Annotated in this window: 15 protein-coding genes; 9 read left to right on the top strand and 6 right to left on the bottom strand. The window is 62.2% G+C overall.

What is annotated here, in order from left to right:
• The first annotated feature begins 67 nt into the window (after window positions 1–67).
• Window positions 68–1,576: an FAD-dependent oxidoreductase gene (locus tag AB0N72_RS03445; protein WP_363931764.1), complete on the top strand. Its 1,509-nt coding sequence runs from the start codon at window positions 68–70 to the stop codon at window positions 1,574–1,576.
• On the opposite strand, the gene AB0N72_RS03440 is transcribed toward AB0N72_RS03445, so the two are convergent.
• Window positions 1,573–2,553, bottom strand: coding sequence for a hypothetical protein (locus AB0N72_RS03440; RefSeq protein ID WP_363931765.1), 981 nt, complete (start codon window positions 2,551–2,553; stop codon window positions 1,573–1,575). The two genes, AB0N72_RS03445 and AB0N72_RS03440, sit on opposite strands and share 4 nt — an antisense overlap.
• 80 nt (window positions 2,554–2,633) lie before the next feature.
• On the opposite strand from AB0N72_RS03440, the gene AB0N72_RS03435 reads away from it, so the two are divergent.
• From AB0N72_RS03435 to AB0N72_RS03425, 3 genes are read left to right on the top strand one after another with little or no spacing between them, the layout of a single operon-like run.
• Window positions 2,634–3,122, top strand: coding sequence for a VTT domain-containing protein (locus AB0N72_RS03435; RefSeq protein WP_363931767.1), 489 nt, complete (start codon window positions 2,634–2,636; stop codon window positions 3,120–3,122).
• 31 nt (window positions 3,123–3,153) lie between these two features.
• On the top strand, window positions 3,154–3,957 hold the full coding sequence (locus AB0N72_RS03430; protein WP_363931768.1) for a thioesterase family protein: 804 nt from the start codon (window positions 3,154–3,156) through the stop codon (window positions 3,955–3,957).
• A complete protein-coding gene (locus tag AB0N72_RS03425) occupies window positions 3,957–4,724 on the top strand; it encodes a lipoate--protein ligase family protein (RefSeq protein ID WP_363931769.1) in 768 nt (255 codons plus the stop codon). Before AB0N72_RS03430 ends, AB0N72_RS03425 begins: the two co-directional genes overlap by 1 nt.
• A gap of 157 nt (window positions 4,725–4,881) precedes the next feature.
• On the opposite strand, the gene AB0N72_RS03420 is transcribed toward AB0N72_RS03425, so the two are convergent.
• From AB0N72_RS03420 to AB0N72_RS03410, 3 genes are all read right to left on the bottom strand, one after another.
• A complete protein-coding gene (locus tag AB0N72_RS03420) occupies window positions 4,882–5,520 on the bottom strand; it encodes an MBL fold metallo-hydrolase (protein ID WP_363931770.1) in 639 nt (212 codons plus the stop codon).
• Entirely contained in the window at window positions 5,517–6,602 is a 1,086-nt protein-coding gene (locus AB0N72_RS03415) for an S-(hydroxymethyl)mycothiol dehydrogenase (RefSeq protein WP_363931771.1), read from the bottom strand. The genes AB0N72_RS03420 and AB0N72_RS03415 overlap by 4 nt, the downstream gene beginning before the upstream one ends.
• A 153-nt stretch (window positions 6,603–6,755) precedes the next feature.
• The gene (locus AB0N72_RS03410; protein WP_018777778.1) at window positions 6,756–7,013 is read right to left on the bottom strand and encodes a mycoredoxin; all 258 of its coding nucleotides are present in this window, start codon (window positions 7,011–7,013) and stop codon (window positions 6,756–6,758) included.
• Between the two features lie 169 nt (window positions 7,014–7,182).
• On the opposite strand from AB0N72_RS03410, the gene AB0N72_RS03405 reads away from it, so the two are divergent.
• Window positions 7,183–7,929 (top strand): SOS response-associated peptidase, encoded by a 747-nt coding sequence (locus AB0N72_RS03405; protein WP_363932089.1) that lies wholly within the window; start codon window positions 7,183–7,185, stop codon window positions 7,927–7,929.
• A 4-nt stretch (window positions 7,930–7,933) separates the two neighbouring features.
• Here the strand turns inward: AB0N72_RS03405 and AB0N72_RS03400 are convergent, their stop codons facing one another.
• Window positions 7,934–8,323 carry a hypothetical protein gene (locus tag AB0N72_RS03400; RefSeq protein WP_363931772.1) on the bottom strand — a complete coding sequence of 130 codons (390 nt, stop codon included), beginning with the start codon at window positions 8,321–8,323 and terminating at the stop codon, window positions 7,934–7,936.
• 56 nt (window positions 8,324–8,379) lie between these two features.
• Entirely contained in the window at window positions 8,380–8,916 is a 537-nt protein-coding gene (locus AB0N72_RS03395; RefSeq protein ID WP_363931773.1) for a TetR family transcriptional regulator, read from the bottom strand.
• Between the two features lie 59 nt (window positions 8,917–8,975).
• On the opposite strand from AB0N72_RS03395, the gene AB0N72_RS03390 reads away from it, so the two are divergent.
• The 4 genes from AB0N72_RS03390 to thrS all read left to right on the top strand — a co-directional run bounded on the left by AB0N72_RS03390 (window position 8,976) and on the right by thrS (window position 16,133).
• The gene (locus tag AB0N72_RS03390) at window positions 8,976–10,046 is read left to right on the top strand and encodes an FAD-dependent monooxygenase (RefSeq protein ID WP_363931774.1); all 1,071 of its coding nucleotides are present in this window, start codon (window positions 8,976–8,978) and stop codon (window positions 10,044–10,046) included.
• A gap of 81 nt (window positions 10,047–10,127) precedes the next feature.
• Entirely contained in the window at window positions 10,128–10,472 is a 345-nt protein-coding gene (locus AB0N72_RS03385; protein WP_363931776.1) for a DUF6504 family protein, read from the top strand.
• 3 nt (window positions 10,473–10,475) lie between these two features.
• Window positions 10,476–13,994, top strand: coding sequence for a DNA polymerase III subunit alpha (dnaE, locus tag AB0N72_RS03380; protein WP_363931777.1), 3,519 nt, complete (start codon window positions 10,476–10,478; stop codon window positions 13,992–13,994).
• Window positions 13,995–14,123: 129 nt separating this feature from the next.
• Window positions 14,124–16,133 (top strand): threonine--tRNA ligase, encoded by a 2,010-nt coding sequence (gene thrS, locus AB0N72_RS03375; protein ID WP_363931778.1) that lies wholly within the window; start codon window positions 14,124–14,126, stop codon window positions 16,131–16,133.
• Window positions 16,134–16,149: the final 16 nt, after the last annotated feature.

Below are 16,149 nucleotides of genomic sequence, written 5' to 3'. Positions count from 1 at the left end.
CCGGCCTACCGTTTCCATCAACGCATGCCCGATGCCAATTTTCGTGAATTGAGAGGCAGGTTGTTCGATGAAATCCCTGTGGTTGGACCGAGATTCCGCCTTCACATCCGATCCAGTTCCCGACGAAAAACACTTCGACACGATAGTCGTAGGAGCCGGCCTCACCGGAATGGTGACAGCGCTGCTGTTGTCCCGGTCCGGCCAGAGGGTGGTGGTGTTCGAAGCAAGGACACTTGGCGCGGTGACAACAGGCAACACCACCGGAAAGCTCAGCCTCCTGCAGGGCGGTGCGTTGTCGGCCCTCCGCGGCCAGTACTCCCTCAAAGTGGTTCAGGCGTATGTCGAAGCAAACAGAACGGGACAAGCCTGGCTTATGCAATACATGGAGCAGCAGGGCGTCCCCTTCCAGCGCCGGACAGCGGTTACCTTCGCAACCAGCGACGACGGCGGCCAGCGGCTCCGCAAGGAAGCTGCGGTATCGCGCGACGCCGGTTTGGATGTCCACTTCAGCCGTGATCCGGGGCTGCCGTTCCCCGTGGTGGAGGCACTGGAATTGGAGGACCAGGCGCAGATCCACCCGATGGAAGTGCTGGACACCCTTGCCCGGGACATCCGTGAACACGGAGGCCTGGTTGTGGAGGGCGTGCAGGTGCAGAACGTCGGCTCGGACCTCCCTGTCGAAGTAGCCACCCGGAAAGGTGCTTTCACAGCCGACACGGTGGTGGTGGCAACGGGGACGCCAATCCTGGATCGGGGCCTCTACTTCGCCAAGCTCGAACCCAACCGTTCCTACGCGGCTGCCCTTCGACCGCAACAAGGAGCACCCATCCCGCTGGGCATGTACCTGTCCATTGACGCCCCCACCCGCTCCCAGCGGACACAGCCAACCCCTGAGGGGGAGCTGCTGCTTGTAGGCGGGTACGGGCACACCGGCGGCAGGGCCAGTTCCCCCAAGCAGCATCTTGATGACCTGCTTGGATGGGCAAGGCAGCATTACCCTGGCGCTGAAGTCACGCACACGTGGTCGGCCCAGGACTACCAGCCGACCAACTTGATGCCGTTCTTTGGCAAGATGCCCCGCGGCCACGGCCGGATCTTCTTCGGCACCGGTTACAACAAATGGGGCATGAGCAATGGAGTGGCCGCGGCGCTGTCCATAACTTCGGACATTCTGGGTGGTCAGTCCGATTGGTCGAAGGTCATCCATCACCGGGTCACGTCTCCGCAGGGGGCGCTCCGGGCGGTCCAGCTCAACGCGAGCGTCGCAAAGCGCATGGTTGAGGACAAAGCCAAAGTCCGGAACAATCCTGAAATCACGGACGAAACCCGCCCGCCGGAGGGGAGCGGCGTCGTCGGGCTTTACAAGGGTGAGCCAGCGGCTGTGTCTACTGTTGACGGCAAGGTGTGCATGGTTTCGGCGAGTTGTGCCCACCTCGGGGGCTTGCTGAGCTGGAACGACGCCGAGAAGTCGTGGGACTGTCCCTTGCACGGTTCCCGGTTCACGCCGGAGGGCAAATACCTGGAGGGACCGGCGACGCATCACCTGCAAAAGACGGTGGGCAAGAAGAAGGACTAACGCAGGCGATCGACGCGCCGCTGGGCTTGGTCAGCGGTGCGCCGGAGCTGGGTGGCAGCCCTGACGGCGAGCTTCTTGTCCGATTCCGCGGCTTCCGTGTCGCGGGTAAGTCCCATCAGCTCAGCCTCCAGGGAGGCGAGCTGCTTTTTGACGTCTTCGATTCCGGCCTGGACACTGGATCGCCTGTCTGCAAGTTCCTTAACGGCGTCCCATGCCCTGGAAACTTCCTCTTCGGCGTTCCGCGCCTCTTCGTCTGCGGTCTTGAACTCGTCCTGGGCTTCCTTCAACGCGGCCTGCCGCTTCGCGGCCCGGCGATCGGCCAAGGAAGTGGCTTGGTCCTTCGGGTCCTTGCCCTTGGCAGGTGCTGGCTCTTTGGTAGGCGCTGGCTCCTTGGGAGAGGATGCTTTCGGCTTTACGGGCTTGGACGCCCTTTCAGAGGCGGGGCGTTGGTCGGTACCAACGGCATCGTCCGGACCTGCCGCCGCAATGGCATCCGTCAGGTCGACCGACTCGAAGCCGCTCCCGCTGAGGCCCCGCACCAGCCGGCCGGTAGCTACGGCACCCGCGGCCCCGGCATCGGCCATTGCAGCCCTCAGGGTTTGTTCAACATCTGCTGCCGCCGCGGCACTAAGCGGCGCCCCGAGCTCGGCGGCAAGGTCTTTGGCGGCATGAACGGCCGACGTCAAATTCCCCTGGCGCTGCTGGCTGAGCTCCCGGAAGGCCTCAGAATCGCCTTCCTCCTGCGCGGTCCGGAGGGACAAACCGAAACGCACGACGCCGTCAATCACCTCGGGTCTATGGACTGACAGCATGTTGATGGCCCAGGCGCCGGCGGCCGGCTTGGGAAGGCGGCTGATCTCCTGCGCGAGGTCTTTGTGTCCGGCGTCTTTGGCTTTGCGTACCCGGGCTGTCCGTTCGGAGGTGAAGTCGCGCGGCAGCACGGCGTACAGCTCCTGGGCAGCCTCGCGGAGATCCATGAACCCATCCTAGGGTTCACCTGCTGACCTTGCCGGGAGCGAGTCTTTGTCTGGGCGCGGCTTAGGGTAGCCTAAGTCGAGTGGACCAGATCATGAGTTTGCCATTCGGCGTCGCACTGGCGGCGCTTTTCGCCATTGTCATGATCCGTGTCAATGTCACGTACTGGATTGGCCGGGGAGCAGTCGTCGGGTTCGCCCACACCCGCTTCGGCAGTTCGCTTGAACGACCCAAAGCAGCCCGCGCCCAGGCTCTGATCCAGCGCTGGGGACCGTACGCCGTCGTGCTTTCCTTCCTGACGATCGGCCTCCAGACGGCCATCAACCTGGCGGCGGGTGCGGCCCGCATGCCCTTGCGCCGCTATTTGCCTGCCGCGATGGTTGGCTCGGCCATCTGGGCACTGCTTTATGCGACGATCGGGCTCGCGGCGCTGGAGGCGTGGCTTGCTGTCGCGGCAGCCTCACCGATTGGAGCCGTGCTGGGTGTAGCTGTGCTGGCAGCTATTGTGGTCTGGTTTGTTGTGATCCGTAGGCGTCGGGCAGCGGCCAGATCAGCGGATACAGTGGTCTGAGTTCTACTGCTGGATCGGCGAAAGGCTCGGGTTGACTACTGCATTACCGGAACTGGCGGACGGCGACTTCTACTACGAATCGTTGGGTGAGGGCCGTTTCCGCTCCACGATCCACGCCCAAGGGGCCTGGAATCCGCACGAACAACATATGGCGCCGGCATCGGGCATCCTCGCAGACGCCCTGTTGCGGCATGAACCCAGGGACGATGTCCGTATGGCGCGGATCAGCTATGAAATCCTCGGGCTCATTCCTGGTGGGGAATTCCAGATCAGCACCTCGACGTTGAGGCCGGGAAGAACCATAGAGCTCATACAGGCTGAACTCTCCGCGGGCGGAAGGGTAGCCATCCGTGCTTCCGCCTGGCGCATGATCACCAGCGACACCAGCGCCGTGGCCGCCGTGGAGGACGAGTCCATGCCCGCGCCGGACGAATGCAAGCCGTGGGACGGTGCCAGCGTTTGGCCCGGCGGATACATCCGGTCCTTGGAGATGCGCATCGCCGAGGGGCACCGCCCAGGATCGGGAAGAATATGGATCCGGACGTCGCACCCCCTTACGCAGCACGCAGACAGCGCTGACCTTGCCCGGTTGACTGGCCTCATTGATACCGCCAACGGTATCGCTGCCCGTGTCCCGCCTGGCGAAAACAGCTACATCTTCCCGAATGTCGACCTGCAGATCCACATGTACCGCGCGCCGTCCGGTGAATGGCTGGGACTGGACAACAAGGTGTCCTTCGGTGGCGACGGAATCGGTTTGACCTCCACTGTGCTTCATGACATCCACGGACCATTCGGCAGGGCCGAGCAGATCCTGACCTTGAGGAAGAGCTGATGCCTGTGGCTGCCGAAGCGCCAAAACAGCTCACGGTGTATCGGCAGGAGGACTCATTCGGCGCCGCCGGGGATCTCGACTTCGCCTTGGAACTTCTGCAGCGGGCCCGCGGCGGCCAACTGGGTCCCTCCCTTCGCCTGTACCGTCCGCAGCCAACGGTGGCATTTGGCCAGCGGGACGCGAACCTGCCGGGATTTGCCGCTGCCGGGGAGGCGTGCAGGCGGCTTGGATTCGAGCCGCTCGTGCGCAAGGCCGGAGGCCGGGCTGCCGCCTATCATCAAGGCACCCTGGTGATCGACCACATCGAGCCGCACCCGGACGCAATAGTCAGGGCAAAGGCGCGCTTTTCGGAGTTCGGCGAGTTGCTGGCTGGTGCGCTGCGCAGTGTTGGCGTCCATGCCGCCGTCGGGGAAATCCCGGGGGAGTACTGCCCCGGCGAGTTCAGTGTCCACGGTGAAGATCCCGATTTTCCTGCCCACCGGATCAAGCTCATCGGCACTGCCCAGCGGGTAGTGTCCGGGGGTTGGTTGTTCAGTTCGGTGATCGTGGTGGAGAACTCCCAACCCATCCGTGATGTCCTGACGGCAAGTTACGCAGCACTGGGCCTGGAGTGGGATCCCGCGACCGCCGGGGCTGCCAACGACTTGTTGCCGCATCTGGATGTGGCCACCGTGGAGGCGGCGGTGGTGGAGGCCTACCGAGGATATGCAGAGGTGGTCGACGGCGACTTCCGGACTCTCGTAGGCGGGTCGGCCCCACTCCGTTGAGCCGTTCGGAACCAGCCCGCGCGGCCTCGCATAAACGGGGCCGGAGGGCCTGGAAAACTGAACCAAAAAGACGCGTGTACTGCGAGGCAGACGGCAGTGTGGACTGCCGTCTGCCTCTATGTTGCGCTTGATCTAGTACCTGCGGGCCGAGCTGGGCCTAGTGGCCGCGTGCTATCCATTCTTCGAGCTGCGGCTTCTCCGCGCCGATGGTGGTGGAGTCTCCGTGCCCTGTCCGGACCACGGTCTCCTCCGGCAGTGTCAGGAGTTTGGTCCTGATGGATTCGATGATGGTGGGGAAATCGCTGTAGGAGCGTCCTGTTGCGCCGGGTCCGCCCTGGAAGAGGGTGTCTCCGCTGAAGAGCGTGGCTTCGCTGGGGAGGTGGAATGACACCGAGCCGGGCGAGTGGCCGGGAGTGTGGATCGCTTCCAGGGTTGCGCCGGCGACGTCGAAGGTGTCCCCGTCCGCGATGGAGTTCTCCGGATCAACTCCGGGGAAGACGTCGTGCCAAAGCATCCAGTCGTCCTTGTGGAGGTATACAGGTGCTTTGGCGAGCTCGCGGAATTCGCCTGCATAACGGATGTGGTCGTCGTGGCCATGAGTGAGCAGGATGGCTTTGACCGTCCGGCCCTCCAGGGCGTCCATGATCGCGGCCGGGTTGTGGGCGGGGTCGATGACGATGCACTCGGAGTCGTTCCCGATGATCCAGACGTTGTTGTCCACATCCCAGGTGCCACCGTCCAGGGAGAACGTCCCGGAGGTGACGACGTTGCTGATGGTGAGGTTGTCCGGGCTCACAGTTCCACCACCGATCGCAGCACTGCGCCGTGGTGCATCTTGTCGAAGGCCTCTTCCACCTGGTTGATGGTGATGCGCTCGGTGACGAAGGCGTCGAGGTCCAGTTTTCCTTGCTTGTAGAGGTCTACCAGCATGGGGAAGTCCCGGGAGGGCAGGCAGTCGCCGTACCAGGAAGACTTGAGTGAGCCACCGCGGCCGAATACGTCCAGCAGGGGAAGTTCCAGGGTCATCTCGGGCGTGGGGACGCCCACCAGGACAACGGTGCCTGCGAGGTCGCGCGCGTAGAAGGCCTGCTTGTACGTTTCGGGACGTCCGACGGCGTCAATCACCACATCTGCGCCGAAGCCACCGGTGAGTTCCCGGATGGCTTCCACGGGGTCGCCGGCAGAGGAATCCACTGTATGGGTTGCGCCGAGGTCCTTGGCCCGCTCGAGCTTCTTGGCGTCGATGTCCACGGCGATGATGGTGGTGGCACCGGCGAGTGCCGCGCCCGCGATGGCTGCCACGCCTACGCCGCCGCAGCCGATGACGGCGACCGAGTCGCCGCGCTTGACGCCACCAGTGTTCAGTGCGGCGCCCAGGCCTGCCATGACGCCGCAGCCGAGCAGCCCCACAGCGGCGGCATCGGCGTCGGGGTCTACTTTGGTGCACTGCCCGGCAGCTACCAGGGTCTTTTCGATGAAGGCCCCGATGCCCAGCGCGGGCGAGAGTTCGGTGCCGTCTTCGAGGGTCATCTTTTGGGTGGCGTTGTGGGTGTTGAAACAGTACTGTGCCTGGCCGCGGTTACAGGCGCGGCAGTTGCCGCAGACGGCGCGCCAGTTCAGGACAACGCGGTCGCCGGGAGCGACGTCAGTGACGTCAGGTCCAACAGCGCTGACGACGCCGGTTGCTTCGTGGCCCAGCAGGAACGGGAAGTCGTCGCTGATGCCTCCGAGCTTGTAGTGGAGGTCGGTGTGGCAAACGCCGCTGGTGAGGATGTCGACCAGGGCTTCGCCCGGGCCGGGCTCGGGAACAAGGATGGTTTCGAGGGTTGCGGGTGCGCCCTTGGATCGGACGACGACGCCTTTGACTGCGTGGACCATGGAGTGGTTCCCTTCGGGCTCGCGGACGGCGGGCCCGGTTAATGCAATCGGTTAATGCAAGAGGGCCCGCTACGGATTCCCATTCTGTCTATCACAGGTGGCAGACAGTATGCGGATTGTTCCGGCGGGCCCAGCAGCGATGAGCGAGGATGCCTAGGCGGCGAGGCGGCTCTCAACTTCGGAGGCGGAGGGGTTGGTGGCTGCCGTTCCATCCGGGAAGAGCACGGTGGGAACGGTGCGGTTTCCTCCGTTGAGTTGCTCGACGAGCTCGGCGGTGCCGTCTACTTCTTCGATGTTGATCTCCGTGTAGCCGATGCCTTTGGCGTCCAGTTGCTTCTTCAGGCGGTTGCAGTAGCCGCACCAAGTGGTCGAGAACATGGTGATGGTGCCGGAGTCGGGGGTGAAGTCCACGGAGCTCTCCTGGGATTTTGTTCGGTTGGACGGACGGTTTCGTTGGTAACAACGGTAACCCGGCGCAGAATAATTCCCGACCGGCTGCGAAGCAGGGTTACGTCACACGGGTGCGCTGGTGTGTTTTCGGGGGAAAGGGCAGACTGTTGGCATGTGTGGACGTTACGTAATGGCCCGTGCGGTGGGTGACCTGCTCGCCGACTTTGACGCTGAGCTTGAAAAAGAGATTGCCTTGGAGAAGTCGTGGAATGTTGCGCCGACTGACGCGGTTCCCATTGTCTTGGAGCGGCTCGTCGACGACAGTGTGAAGAGGCAGTTGCACGTGGCCAAATGGGGGTTGGTGCCGTCCTGGGCGAAGGATCCGAAGGGCGGTGCGCGGTTGATCAATGCCCGTAGTGAAACCCTTCTGGAGAAGCCGTCCTTCAAGAAGGCTGCCGTGGCCCGGCGCTGCGCGGTCCCCGCGGATGGCTATTACGAGTGGAAGAAGGGCGAGGGCAAGAACAAACAGCCCTATTATGTTCACCCCGGCGACGGTCATGGCCTGGTTTTCGCCGGCTTGTATGAATGGTGGCGGGATCAGTCGGCTGCCGAGGACGATCCGGGCCGCTGGTTGCTCTCGATGTCCATCCTCACCGCTGATACCCCCACGGCGGATTCGGCGCGGACGCGGCGCAGCGCTTCGGTATTCGACGAATTGACCATGCTCCATGACCGCGTTCCCCTGCCCATGAGCACGGAGACCATGGAAGCGTGGCTGGATCCGCGGGAAAAGGACGCAGCCGGCCTCGTGGACCTGGTCCGGTCCAGGGCGCACGACGCTGCGGCCGATTGGACGCTTGATCCGGTGGGCGCGGCCGTCGGCAATGTCCGCAACAACTCACCGGAACTCATCGAACCGGTGGAAGGCCTCTTCTAGCTCTTCAGAGGGCTTCGTTCACTGGCACGCCGGACTGGAACTCACGGCCGTCGGCTTCGCTGAAGGCTGTCATGACGTGCCCCTTGCTGAGTCCGTGGATGGCCGACATCGGAAAGTTCCCGGTGATGACATTGCCGGAGTGCTCCACGCCCTTGATGTCGTAGTTTTCCTCCGCGCTGAGGGAATGGTTGAACGAATAGAACGAGATCGCCTCACCGTTCATGAACTCGATGCCGAGCCGGCGCTGCGAGGAGTAGTCTTCGCTGGCAGCAACAAGGCCCACGACGTAAGCGCCGGAGCCTGGGATGTTGCCGTCAATTTCGAACCGTGCCACGAGGTTGTCCTCCGAGGCGGAGATGTCGACCTGCTTCAGGAGTGCGTCATTGGTGCTCATGCCACAATCCTGCTCTGTGGACCGGCTGCCGTCCACCCCTGCGGGCCAACCTTCGTTCACCCCTCCAGGAGTCGTTGGATGGTCCGTGCCACGGCTGCCTTGTCAACGTCCTGGCCTTTCCGGGCGGTCAGCAGGTGCAGCGCCAGGCCGTCGCTGTAATCGGATACTGCTTCTGCACGAGCCCGGGCATCGGGTATCCCCATGCCTTCAAGCAGATGCGCAAGGGCCGATACAAGCCGCTCGTGTCCGGCTGCCACAACCTCCGGTTGGTCCAGCGCGAAAACGAAACGCGCCCGGGTCAGCCCGGAGTTTTCCTGCGCAAGTCCCATGACCGCTGTGGCGATTTGCTCCGATAAGGCCGCAACCGACGTCGGGAGTTCCAGCCCGCCTTGCTGAAGCAGGCGGCTGTCCAACTCTTCAACGCGGTCGACGGCGGCACCCACCAAGGCGGCGCGGTTGCGGAAATAGTTCGAGGTGGTTCCGACGGAGACCCCGGCCTGTGCGTCGACGGCACGGTGGGTAAGGCCTTTGAGGCCCTGCGTGGCGACCACGGCGAGCGCGGCATCGGCTAACTGGATTCGTCGGTCGGGCATGGCCCAAAGTCTAGCTTCCACCCCTACCACTACTACAAATGTAGTAGTACAGTGTGGGCATGAAAAAGGTGGACATCATCGGTGGGGGCATAGCCGGAATGGCGCTCGCAGCAAAGCTGGATCCTGGCTCATTCGAGGTCACAATGCACGAGCAAAGGCCCGAACTGCCCACGGTGGGAACAACCCTGGCCATGTGGGCCGAAGCTCAACGGGCCTTGTCCGAAGTGGGGATACTAGGGGCGGCGCGGAGCCGGGGGACAATCATCACCGCAGGCGCCCTTCGCAAACCGACGGGAGCAGAGATGCTCCATGTGGAGGGGGATGGGGTGTTGGGAATATCCCGCCCGGATCTCCTGCGACTGCTTGATTCAGCTGTTCCCTCGTCAGTTAACCGGGTTGCCGGGAGGGTCAACGACGGGCAAATCGACAAAATGCACAGTGGCGCGTGGCTCACCGTAGGAGCCGACGGGGTCAACAGTGTGGTGCGCCGGGCCCACTGGGGTCCACGGAGCGTTGCCCGCCCCACTCCATTCCTGGCCGTCAGGGGAGTGGTGCGCGGTACGCCTGAGCCGGAGGACGTTGGCGAATACTGGGGCCGTGGCGAGATCTTCGGTTTGGCGCCGGCGGGAGAAGGAATGAATTGGTACGCCTCCTTCCGATCCCAGCTCGGGCCCGACAAGGTGGACGTCCGGGAAGCGCTCAATGCGGCCCGGGACAGATACGGCCAGTACTCGCCGGCCGTCACCAGGGTCCTCGCTGAGGCATCTCCTGAAACTTCCCTGGCGCAACGCATCTGGACAACCCCGCCAATGGCGCGTTATTCACGGGGAAACGTGGTGTTGGTCGGAGATGCCGCCCACGCCATGACGCCAAACCTCGGCAGAGGGGCCTGCGAAGCGCTCATCGACGCCGTGACGTTGGGGAACCTCCTGAACGAACGACCCCTGGAGGAAGCGCTCGCTGCCTACAACAGGAAGCGCCTGCTTCGCACCCAGCAACTGAGGGCCGCATCGGCCCTTATGGGAAGCGTCGCCCTGGCACGAGGGATGCAACCATGGCGCGATGGCCTTCTGAAGCAAGTAGGCAGGCGGGTTTCGAGTGCTTCTGCACAGGAGCGAACTTCGAAGTAGGTTTTGTCCCCACCTCGGCGTAAACTGGAATTATTCGAACATACTTTCGAATCAATCCGGACCGTCGTAATGAGGTGTGAAATGGGGCTGTTCAGCGAGTCCGTCGGAGTGATCTGCACGGAAACAGGCCAGCCACAAGCAGTTCAGTGGAAGGGAACGAACTACACCGTCACCAACGAACCAGTCCGGTGGTTCGAACGCCGCCAATGGTGGGTCGAGGAAAACCGGGCACCTATCGGGGCCGGCGCAGGCCTCGTTGACCACGAGATCTGGCGGGTCCAGCTGCTGCCGCTGCAGCCGGACCCCACTGCGAACCAAACCATCACCCTCGACCTCGTCCGGCACGTAGGCAGCGGCCGCTGGAGGCTCCTGCGCATTCATGACGCCGCACCGGCACGTGCCGTGGAACCAGACGAAGCAGCGTGAACCTTGAGCTTTACCCACCTGCATGTTTCCACAGCCTTCAGCGCACACTACGGCGTCTCCTGGCCCGATGAACTCGCCCAAACCGCCGCAGCAGACGGAGCCACGGCGCTCGCCTGCACCGACCGTGACGGCCTTTACGGCACTGTCAAACACCTCAAAGCCTGCATGGATGCAAGCATCGATCCCATTGTCGGTGTGGACCTGGCAGTCTTCGACGACGACGGCGACCACCGCACCCAAGTCGCGGGCCGCGTCGTCGTGCTGGCCCACGGACACAACAACGGCGCAGGTTACCGGGCACTTTGCCGCTTGATATCCGATGCCCATGCCCGCACCTCTGGAAAAGCCGGAGGTGCAATCCCTGTTGCAGTCACCAGGGGGGAGCTGGCGTCCAGGACCCTTGATCCCAAGACCCTCAGGCCCGTGCTTACCGTCATGATCGGACCGGACTCGGATGTAGGCAGAGCCATGGGCGGACGCAAATACCTGAGGCCCAGAACCCTCTTCAAGCAATGGATCGATGCCATGCCGCCAGGCACCATAGTGGCCGAGACAGTGTCCCACCTCAGTGCCCCGGGAGAATCACTGAGCACGGCCCATGCCGTCCGCATGCTCAAACTTGCCCTCGAATACAACGTCCCCGCCATCCTCAGCAACGCCGTGCGCTACTGCGCCCAGGATGGCGCAGCAACCGCGGACGTCCTGGACTCCGCACGGACCCTGAAATCACTCCCCGAACTCTCCACCGCGCACATGCTTCAAACCGCAGTCCAGCTTCAACCGACAGGGCAGGGCTGGTTGAAGAACCCGCGCCACATGCTCCAATTGGGCAAAGAAATCATCAACGCCGCAGGCCTGGGGCAAGCGGAGCTCAGCAAACTCCTGGCCAACACCGAGGCGCTCGCCGACAAATGCCGCATTGACCCCGTCCTGGACATGGGATGGAAACAACCCGTGGTTCCCGAAGCGTCAATCATCGGCATCGAGAACGACCCCATGATGGAGCTGGCCCAACGATGCGATGCAGGAATCTCCAGGCGGTTCCCTGGTATCAGCGGCGATGAGGAAATACGGGTTCGGTCGAGGCTGGAGCACGAGCTCCGGATCATCGGCAAGCTTGGCTTCGGATCTTACTTCCTCACGGTGGCCGAGGTATCCCGGATGATCCTGGATATGGGTGTCAGGGTCGCGGCACGGGGGTCGGGCGCATCCAGCCTGGTCAACTACCTGATCGACATCAGTCAAGTGGATCCCATCCGTCACGACCTGATTTTTGAAAGATTCCTCTCCGGGCACCGGTCCACCCTTCCTGACATCGACATCGACGTCGAAAGCGCCGAACGCCACAATGTCTACCGGAAGATCTTTGACCGTTTCGGGGCCGAACGGGTCACCCTCATGAGCATGCAAAACGGGTACCGGGCACGAGGAGCTGTCAGGGATGCAGGCATGGCGCTGGGCATGGATGAGGGCGAAGTCAGCGATATCGCCAAACAGCTTTGGAGATTCTCAGCACGGAAATTCCGTGAAGCGCTGGTGGAAAAGCCGGAACTGCGTGACTTTGCCGGTCGGGTGGAGCGCGGAGGAATGGAGGAGAACCAGCAACTCGATCTCCTGGTGGACCTGACCGAAAGGCTGGACCGTCTGCCACGGCATATCTCGATGCACCCTTGTGGGGTGATCCTGGGGGATGCAACGCTCCTTGACCGGACCCCCGTCCAACCAAGCGGTATCGGCTTGCCCATGAGCCAGTTCGATAAACATGACATGGATCCCATGGGCATGCTCAAGTTGGATGTCCTGGGCGTACGGATGCAAAGTGCCATGGCCTTCGCCGTCAGGGAAGTGATCCGGCTTCATCCTTCCAAGGCAGAGGTGGTTGCGGCTGGGAACCATCCGACTGGACCGGGAGGCTCGGGACCTGACTACATAGCCGAAGATGGCAGGATCGAGCTCAACGCCGTTCCTTTGGATGACGAGCCCACTTTTGAACTGATCCGAAGCACCCACACGTTGGGTTGTTTCCAGATCGAATCACCGGGCCAGCGGGAGCTCATCGGGAAGATGGCACCCCGGGAGTTCAACGATCTCATCATCGATATTTCCTTGTTCCGTCCCGGGCCCATGAAGTCGGATATGGTCCGGCCTTTCCTGGAGCACAGGCATGGTTTTGCGCCTGAGGTCTATCCGCACCAAGACCTGAAACCGGTACTTCAGGAAACCCATGGCGTGACTGTTTTCCATGAACAGATCCTTAAGACCTTCGATGTCATGACCGGATGCGGGCTGGCAAGGGCTGATGAATTCCGGCGGGCACTCGGGGATGAACTGCGTGAACCTGAGGTGGAGAAGTACTTCCGTCGGGAAGCCATCAGGAACTACCCGCCTGAGGTGGTGGACAAGGTTTGGGGGACGCTGAAGGCCTTCGGGAGCTTTGGTTTCTGCAAAGCGCACGGGGCCGCTTTCGCCGTGCCCACCTACCAATCAGCATGGCTCAAAGCCCACCATCCTGAAGCTTTCCTGGCCGGGCTATGGGAGCACGATCCCGGTATGTATCCCAAGCGGCTGTTGGTCGCTGAAGCCCGGCGGCTCGGCATTCCCATCCTTCCCCTGGACATTAACCGGAGCCAGGCTGAATTCAGGGTGGAGAAGATTCTTGAAGGGCCTGATCGTGGCAAACTTGGCATCCGGTTGAGCCTGGCCGGGATCTATGGGCTTTCGGGGGCGGAACTGAAGAGAGTCGTAGCTGGACAACCGTTCGATTCCTTGGCCGACCTCAGGGCAAGGGCCAGGGTGAGCAAGCCAAACATCAAAAGACTGGCCCAGCTCGGCGCCTTCGATGCCCTGCATAGGGACTCAGGAGGAAAAGCAAGCCGTGCTGACCTCGTCCAACATCTGCAAGCGTTGCAAGGCAGCCCGTCAAAGAAACCCAACGGAGTCATCGAAGGACAATTGTCGTTTGCGCTTGGTGACGTCGAACTCAGGAATATTGCACCGGAACTCCCTTCCCCCACCATGGTCGAAAATGTCAGGGCAGAACTTGATCTCATGGCCGTTGATGTCAGTGAACACCTGATGGAAAGCCATCGTCCCCTGTTGGCGAAACTGGGCGTGACCACGGCCGACAAGCTCCTGGGCTTGCGCAATGGGACTGAAGTGCTGGTGGCTGGTGTCCGCATTGCAACCCAAACACCTCCCATGAGGGGAGGGCGGCGTGTTGTCTTCATCAGCATTGATGACGGCACGGGATGTGTGGATTCAGTCTTCTTCCACGAAGCCCAGGAAGAATCGGGGCCACTGTTGTTCGGTACCCGCCTGCTGTTGATCCGTGGAACCACCAGGAGGACCGGACCCAAGGGCATCAGCCTCAGCGCGAGCAAGGCCTGGGACCTTGGCCGGCCCGAAACGTTGCCGTACTCGGAAATCCTCCGAGGCGACGACATGCCACCTGGGGAATACACGCATCATGGGCCACTTCACGGCATAGCAAGGAACCTTGCCATAACTGGCCTGGGAAGCTGAACGCCCCTAGATCGCGACTCGGCGTGCTGCTTTGGCCGCCCTCGCCGAAGCGGATACGATTGACGGTGGCTGGCTGTGGTCCCCGTATGCCACAAGCTATGAAGCCTTAACCATGAATAGGAGACACCCGTGTCAGATGCCCAACAGATCACCCTCATCGTCGATGGCGAAGAGACAAAGGTGACGGAAGGGACTACCGGCGCGGAACTCTTCTTCGAGCGCCGCGACGTCGTTGTAGCCCGTGTCAACGGCGAGCTGAAAGACCTCGACCAGGTACTCCCCGCCGACTCCGACGTCGAAGGCGTCACCATCGAGTCTCCCGACGGACTCAACGTCCTCCGTCACTCCACCGCACATGTCATGGCACAGGCCGTGCAGCAGTTGCGCCCCGACGCCAAGCTTGGCATCGGCCCCTACATCACTGACGGTTTCTACTTCGACTTCGACGTAGCAGAACCCTTCACTCCGGAAGACCTCCGCCAACTGGAAAAGATGATGCAAAAGATCATCAACCAGAACCAGAAGTTTGTCCGGCGCGTGGTCACCGAAGAAGAAGCCCGCCAAGCCATGGCCAACGAGCCTTACAAGCTTGAACTGCTCGGCAAGAAGAACGACGCCGCCGGCTCCGCCGAAGGTGTCAACGTCGAGGTCGGCGTAGGCGACATCACCATCTACGACAACGTGGACCGCAAGAGCGGCGATACCGTCTGGTGCGATCTCTGCCGTGGTCCGCACCTGCCGAACACCAAGCTGATCTCAAACGCTTTTGCGCTGACACGCTCCTCCTCCGCCTACTGGCTGGGAAACCAGAACAACCAGCAGCTCCAGCGCATCTACGGGACGGCGTGGCCTACCAAGGACGCACTGAAGGCATACCAGGAACGTATTGCCGAGGCTGAGCGCCGCGACCACCGCAAGCTTGGCGTTGAACTTGACCTGTTCTCCTTCCCTGACGAGTTGGGTTCCGGTCTCCCGGTGTTCCACCCCAAGGGTGGAATCATCCGCAAGGCGATGGAGGACTACTCCCGCCAGCGTCACGTCGATGCCGGCTACGAGTTTGTGTACACGCCGCACATCACCAAGGGACACCTCTACGAGGTCTCCGGCCACCTTGACTGGTACAAGGACGGCATGTTCCCTGCGATGCAGGTGGATGCCGAATACAACGAAGATGGCACAGTGCGTAAGCCGGCCCAGGATTACTACCTGAAGCCGATGAACTGCCCCATGCACAACCTGATCTTCCGCTCGCGCGGCCGCTCCTACCGTGAGCTTCCCCTGCGCCTGTTCGAATTCGGCTCGGTGTACCGGTACGAGAAGTCCGGCGTCGTGCACGGACTGACCCGCGTCCGGGGCATGACACAGGACGATGCCCACATCTATTGCACCCGCGAGCAGATGAAAGATGAGCTCACCACTACGCTGAACTTCGTCCTGGGTCTGCTCAAGGACTACGGCCTGGACGATTTCTACTTGGAACTCTCCACCAAGAACGAAGAGAAGTTCGTTGGTGACGACGCCGCTTGGGAAGAAGCAACCCGCACGCTTTCCGAGGTCGCCGCTGCCTCCGGGCTTGAGCTCGTACCTGATCCGGGCGGAGCCGCCTTCTATGGCCCCAAGATCTCGGTTCAGGCGAAGGACGCCCTTGGACGGACCTGGCAGATGTCCACGATCCAGTTGGACTTCAACCTGCCCGAGCGTTTCGAGCTGGAATACCAAGCAGCAGATGGAACCCGTCAGCGGCCCGTCATGATCCACCGTGCCCTCTTCGGTTCTGTGGAACGCTTCATGGGCGTCCTGACCGAGCACTATGCCGGGGCTTTCCCGGCGTGGCTTGCTCCCGTGCAGGTGGTAGGCATTCCGGTAGCCGAGGCTTTCAACGACTACATGTTTGACGTCGTAGGCCAGCTCAAGGCTGCAGGTATCCGTGCAGAGGTGGACATTTCGTCCGACCGGTTCCCCAAGAAAATCCGCACAGCCAGCAAGGACAAGATCCCCTTCGTGCTGATTGCCGGTGGTGAAGACGCCGAGGCAGGCGCCGTGTCGTTCCGCTTCCGCGATGGCAGCCAGGATAACGGCGTTCCTGTTGCAGAGGCAGTCCGCAGGATTGTCGACGCCGTAAAGAACCGCGAGAGCTGACGGAACGGAAACAGTG

Origin of the sequence: Paenarthrobacter sp. NPDC089307 (assembly GCF_040685055.1) — a bacterium.
In the GTDB taxonomy this organism is placed as follows: Bacteria; Actinomycetota; Actinomycetes; order Actinomycetales; family Micrococcaceae; genus Arthrobacter.
This window is presented reverse-complemented; position numbering and strand designations above follow the sequence as displayed.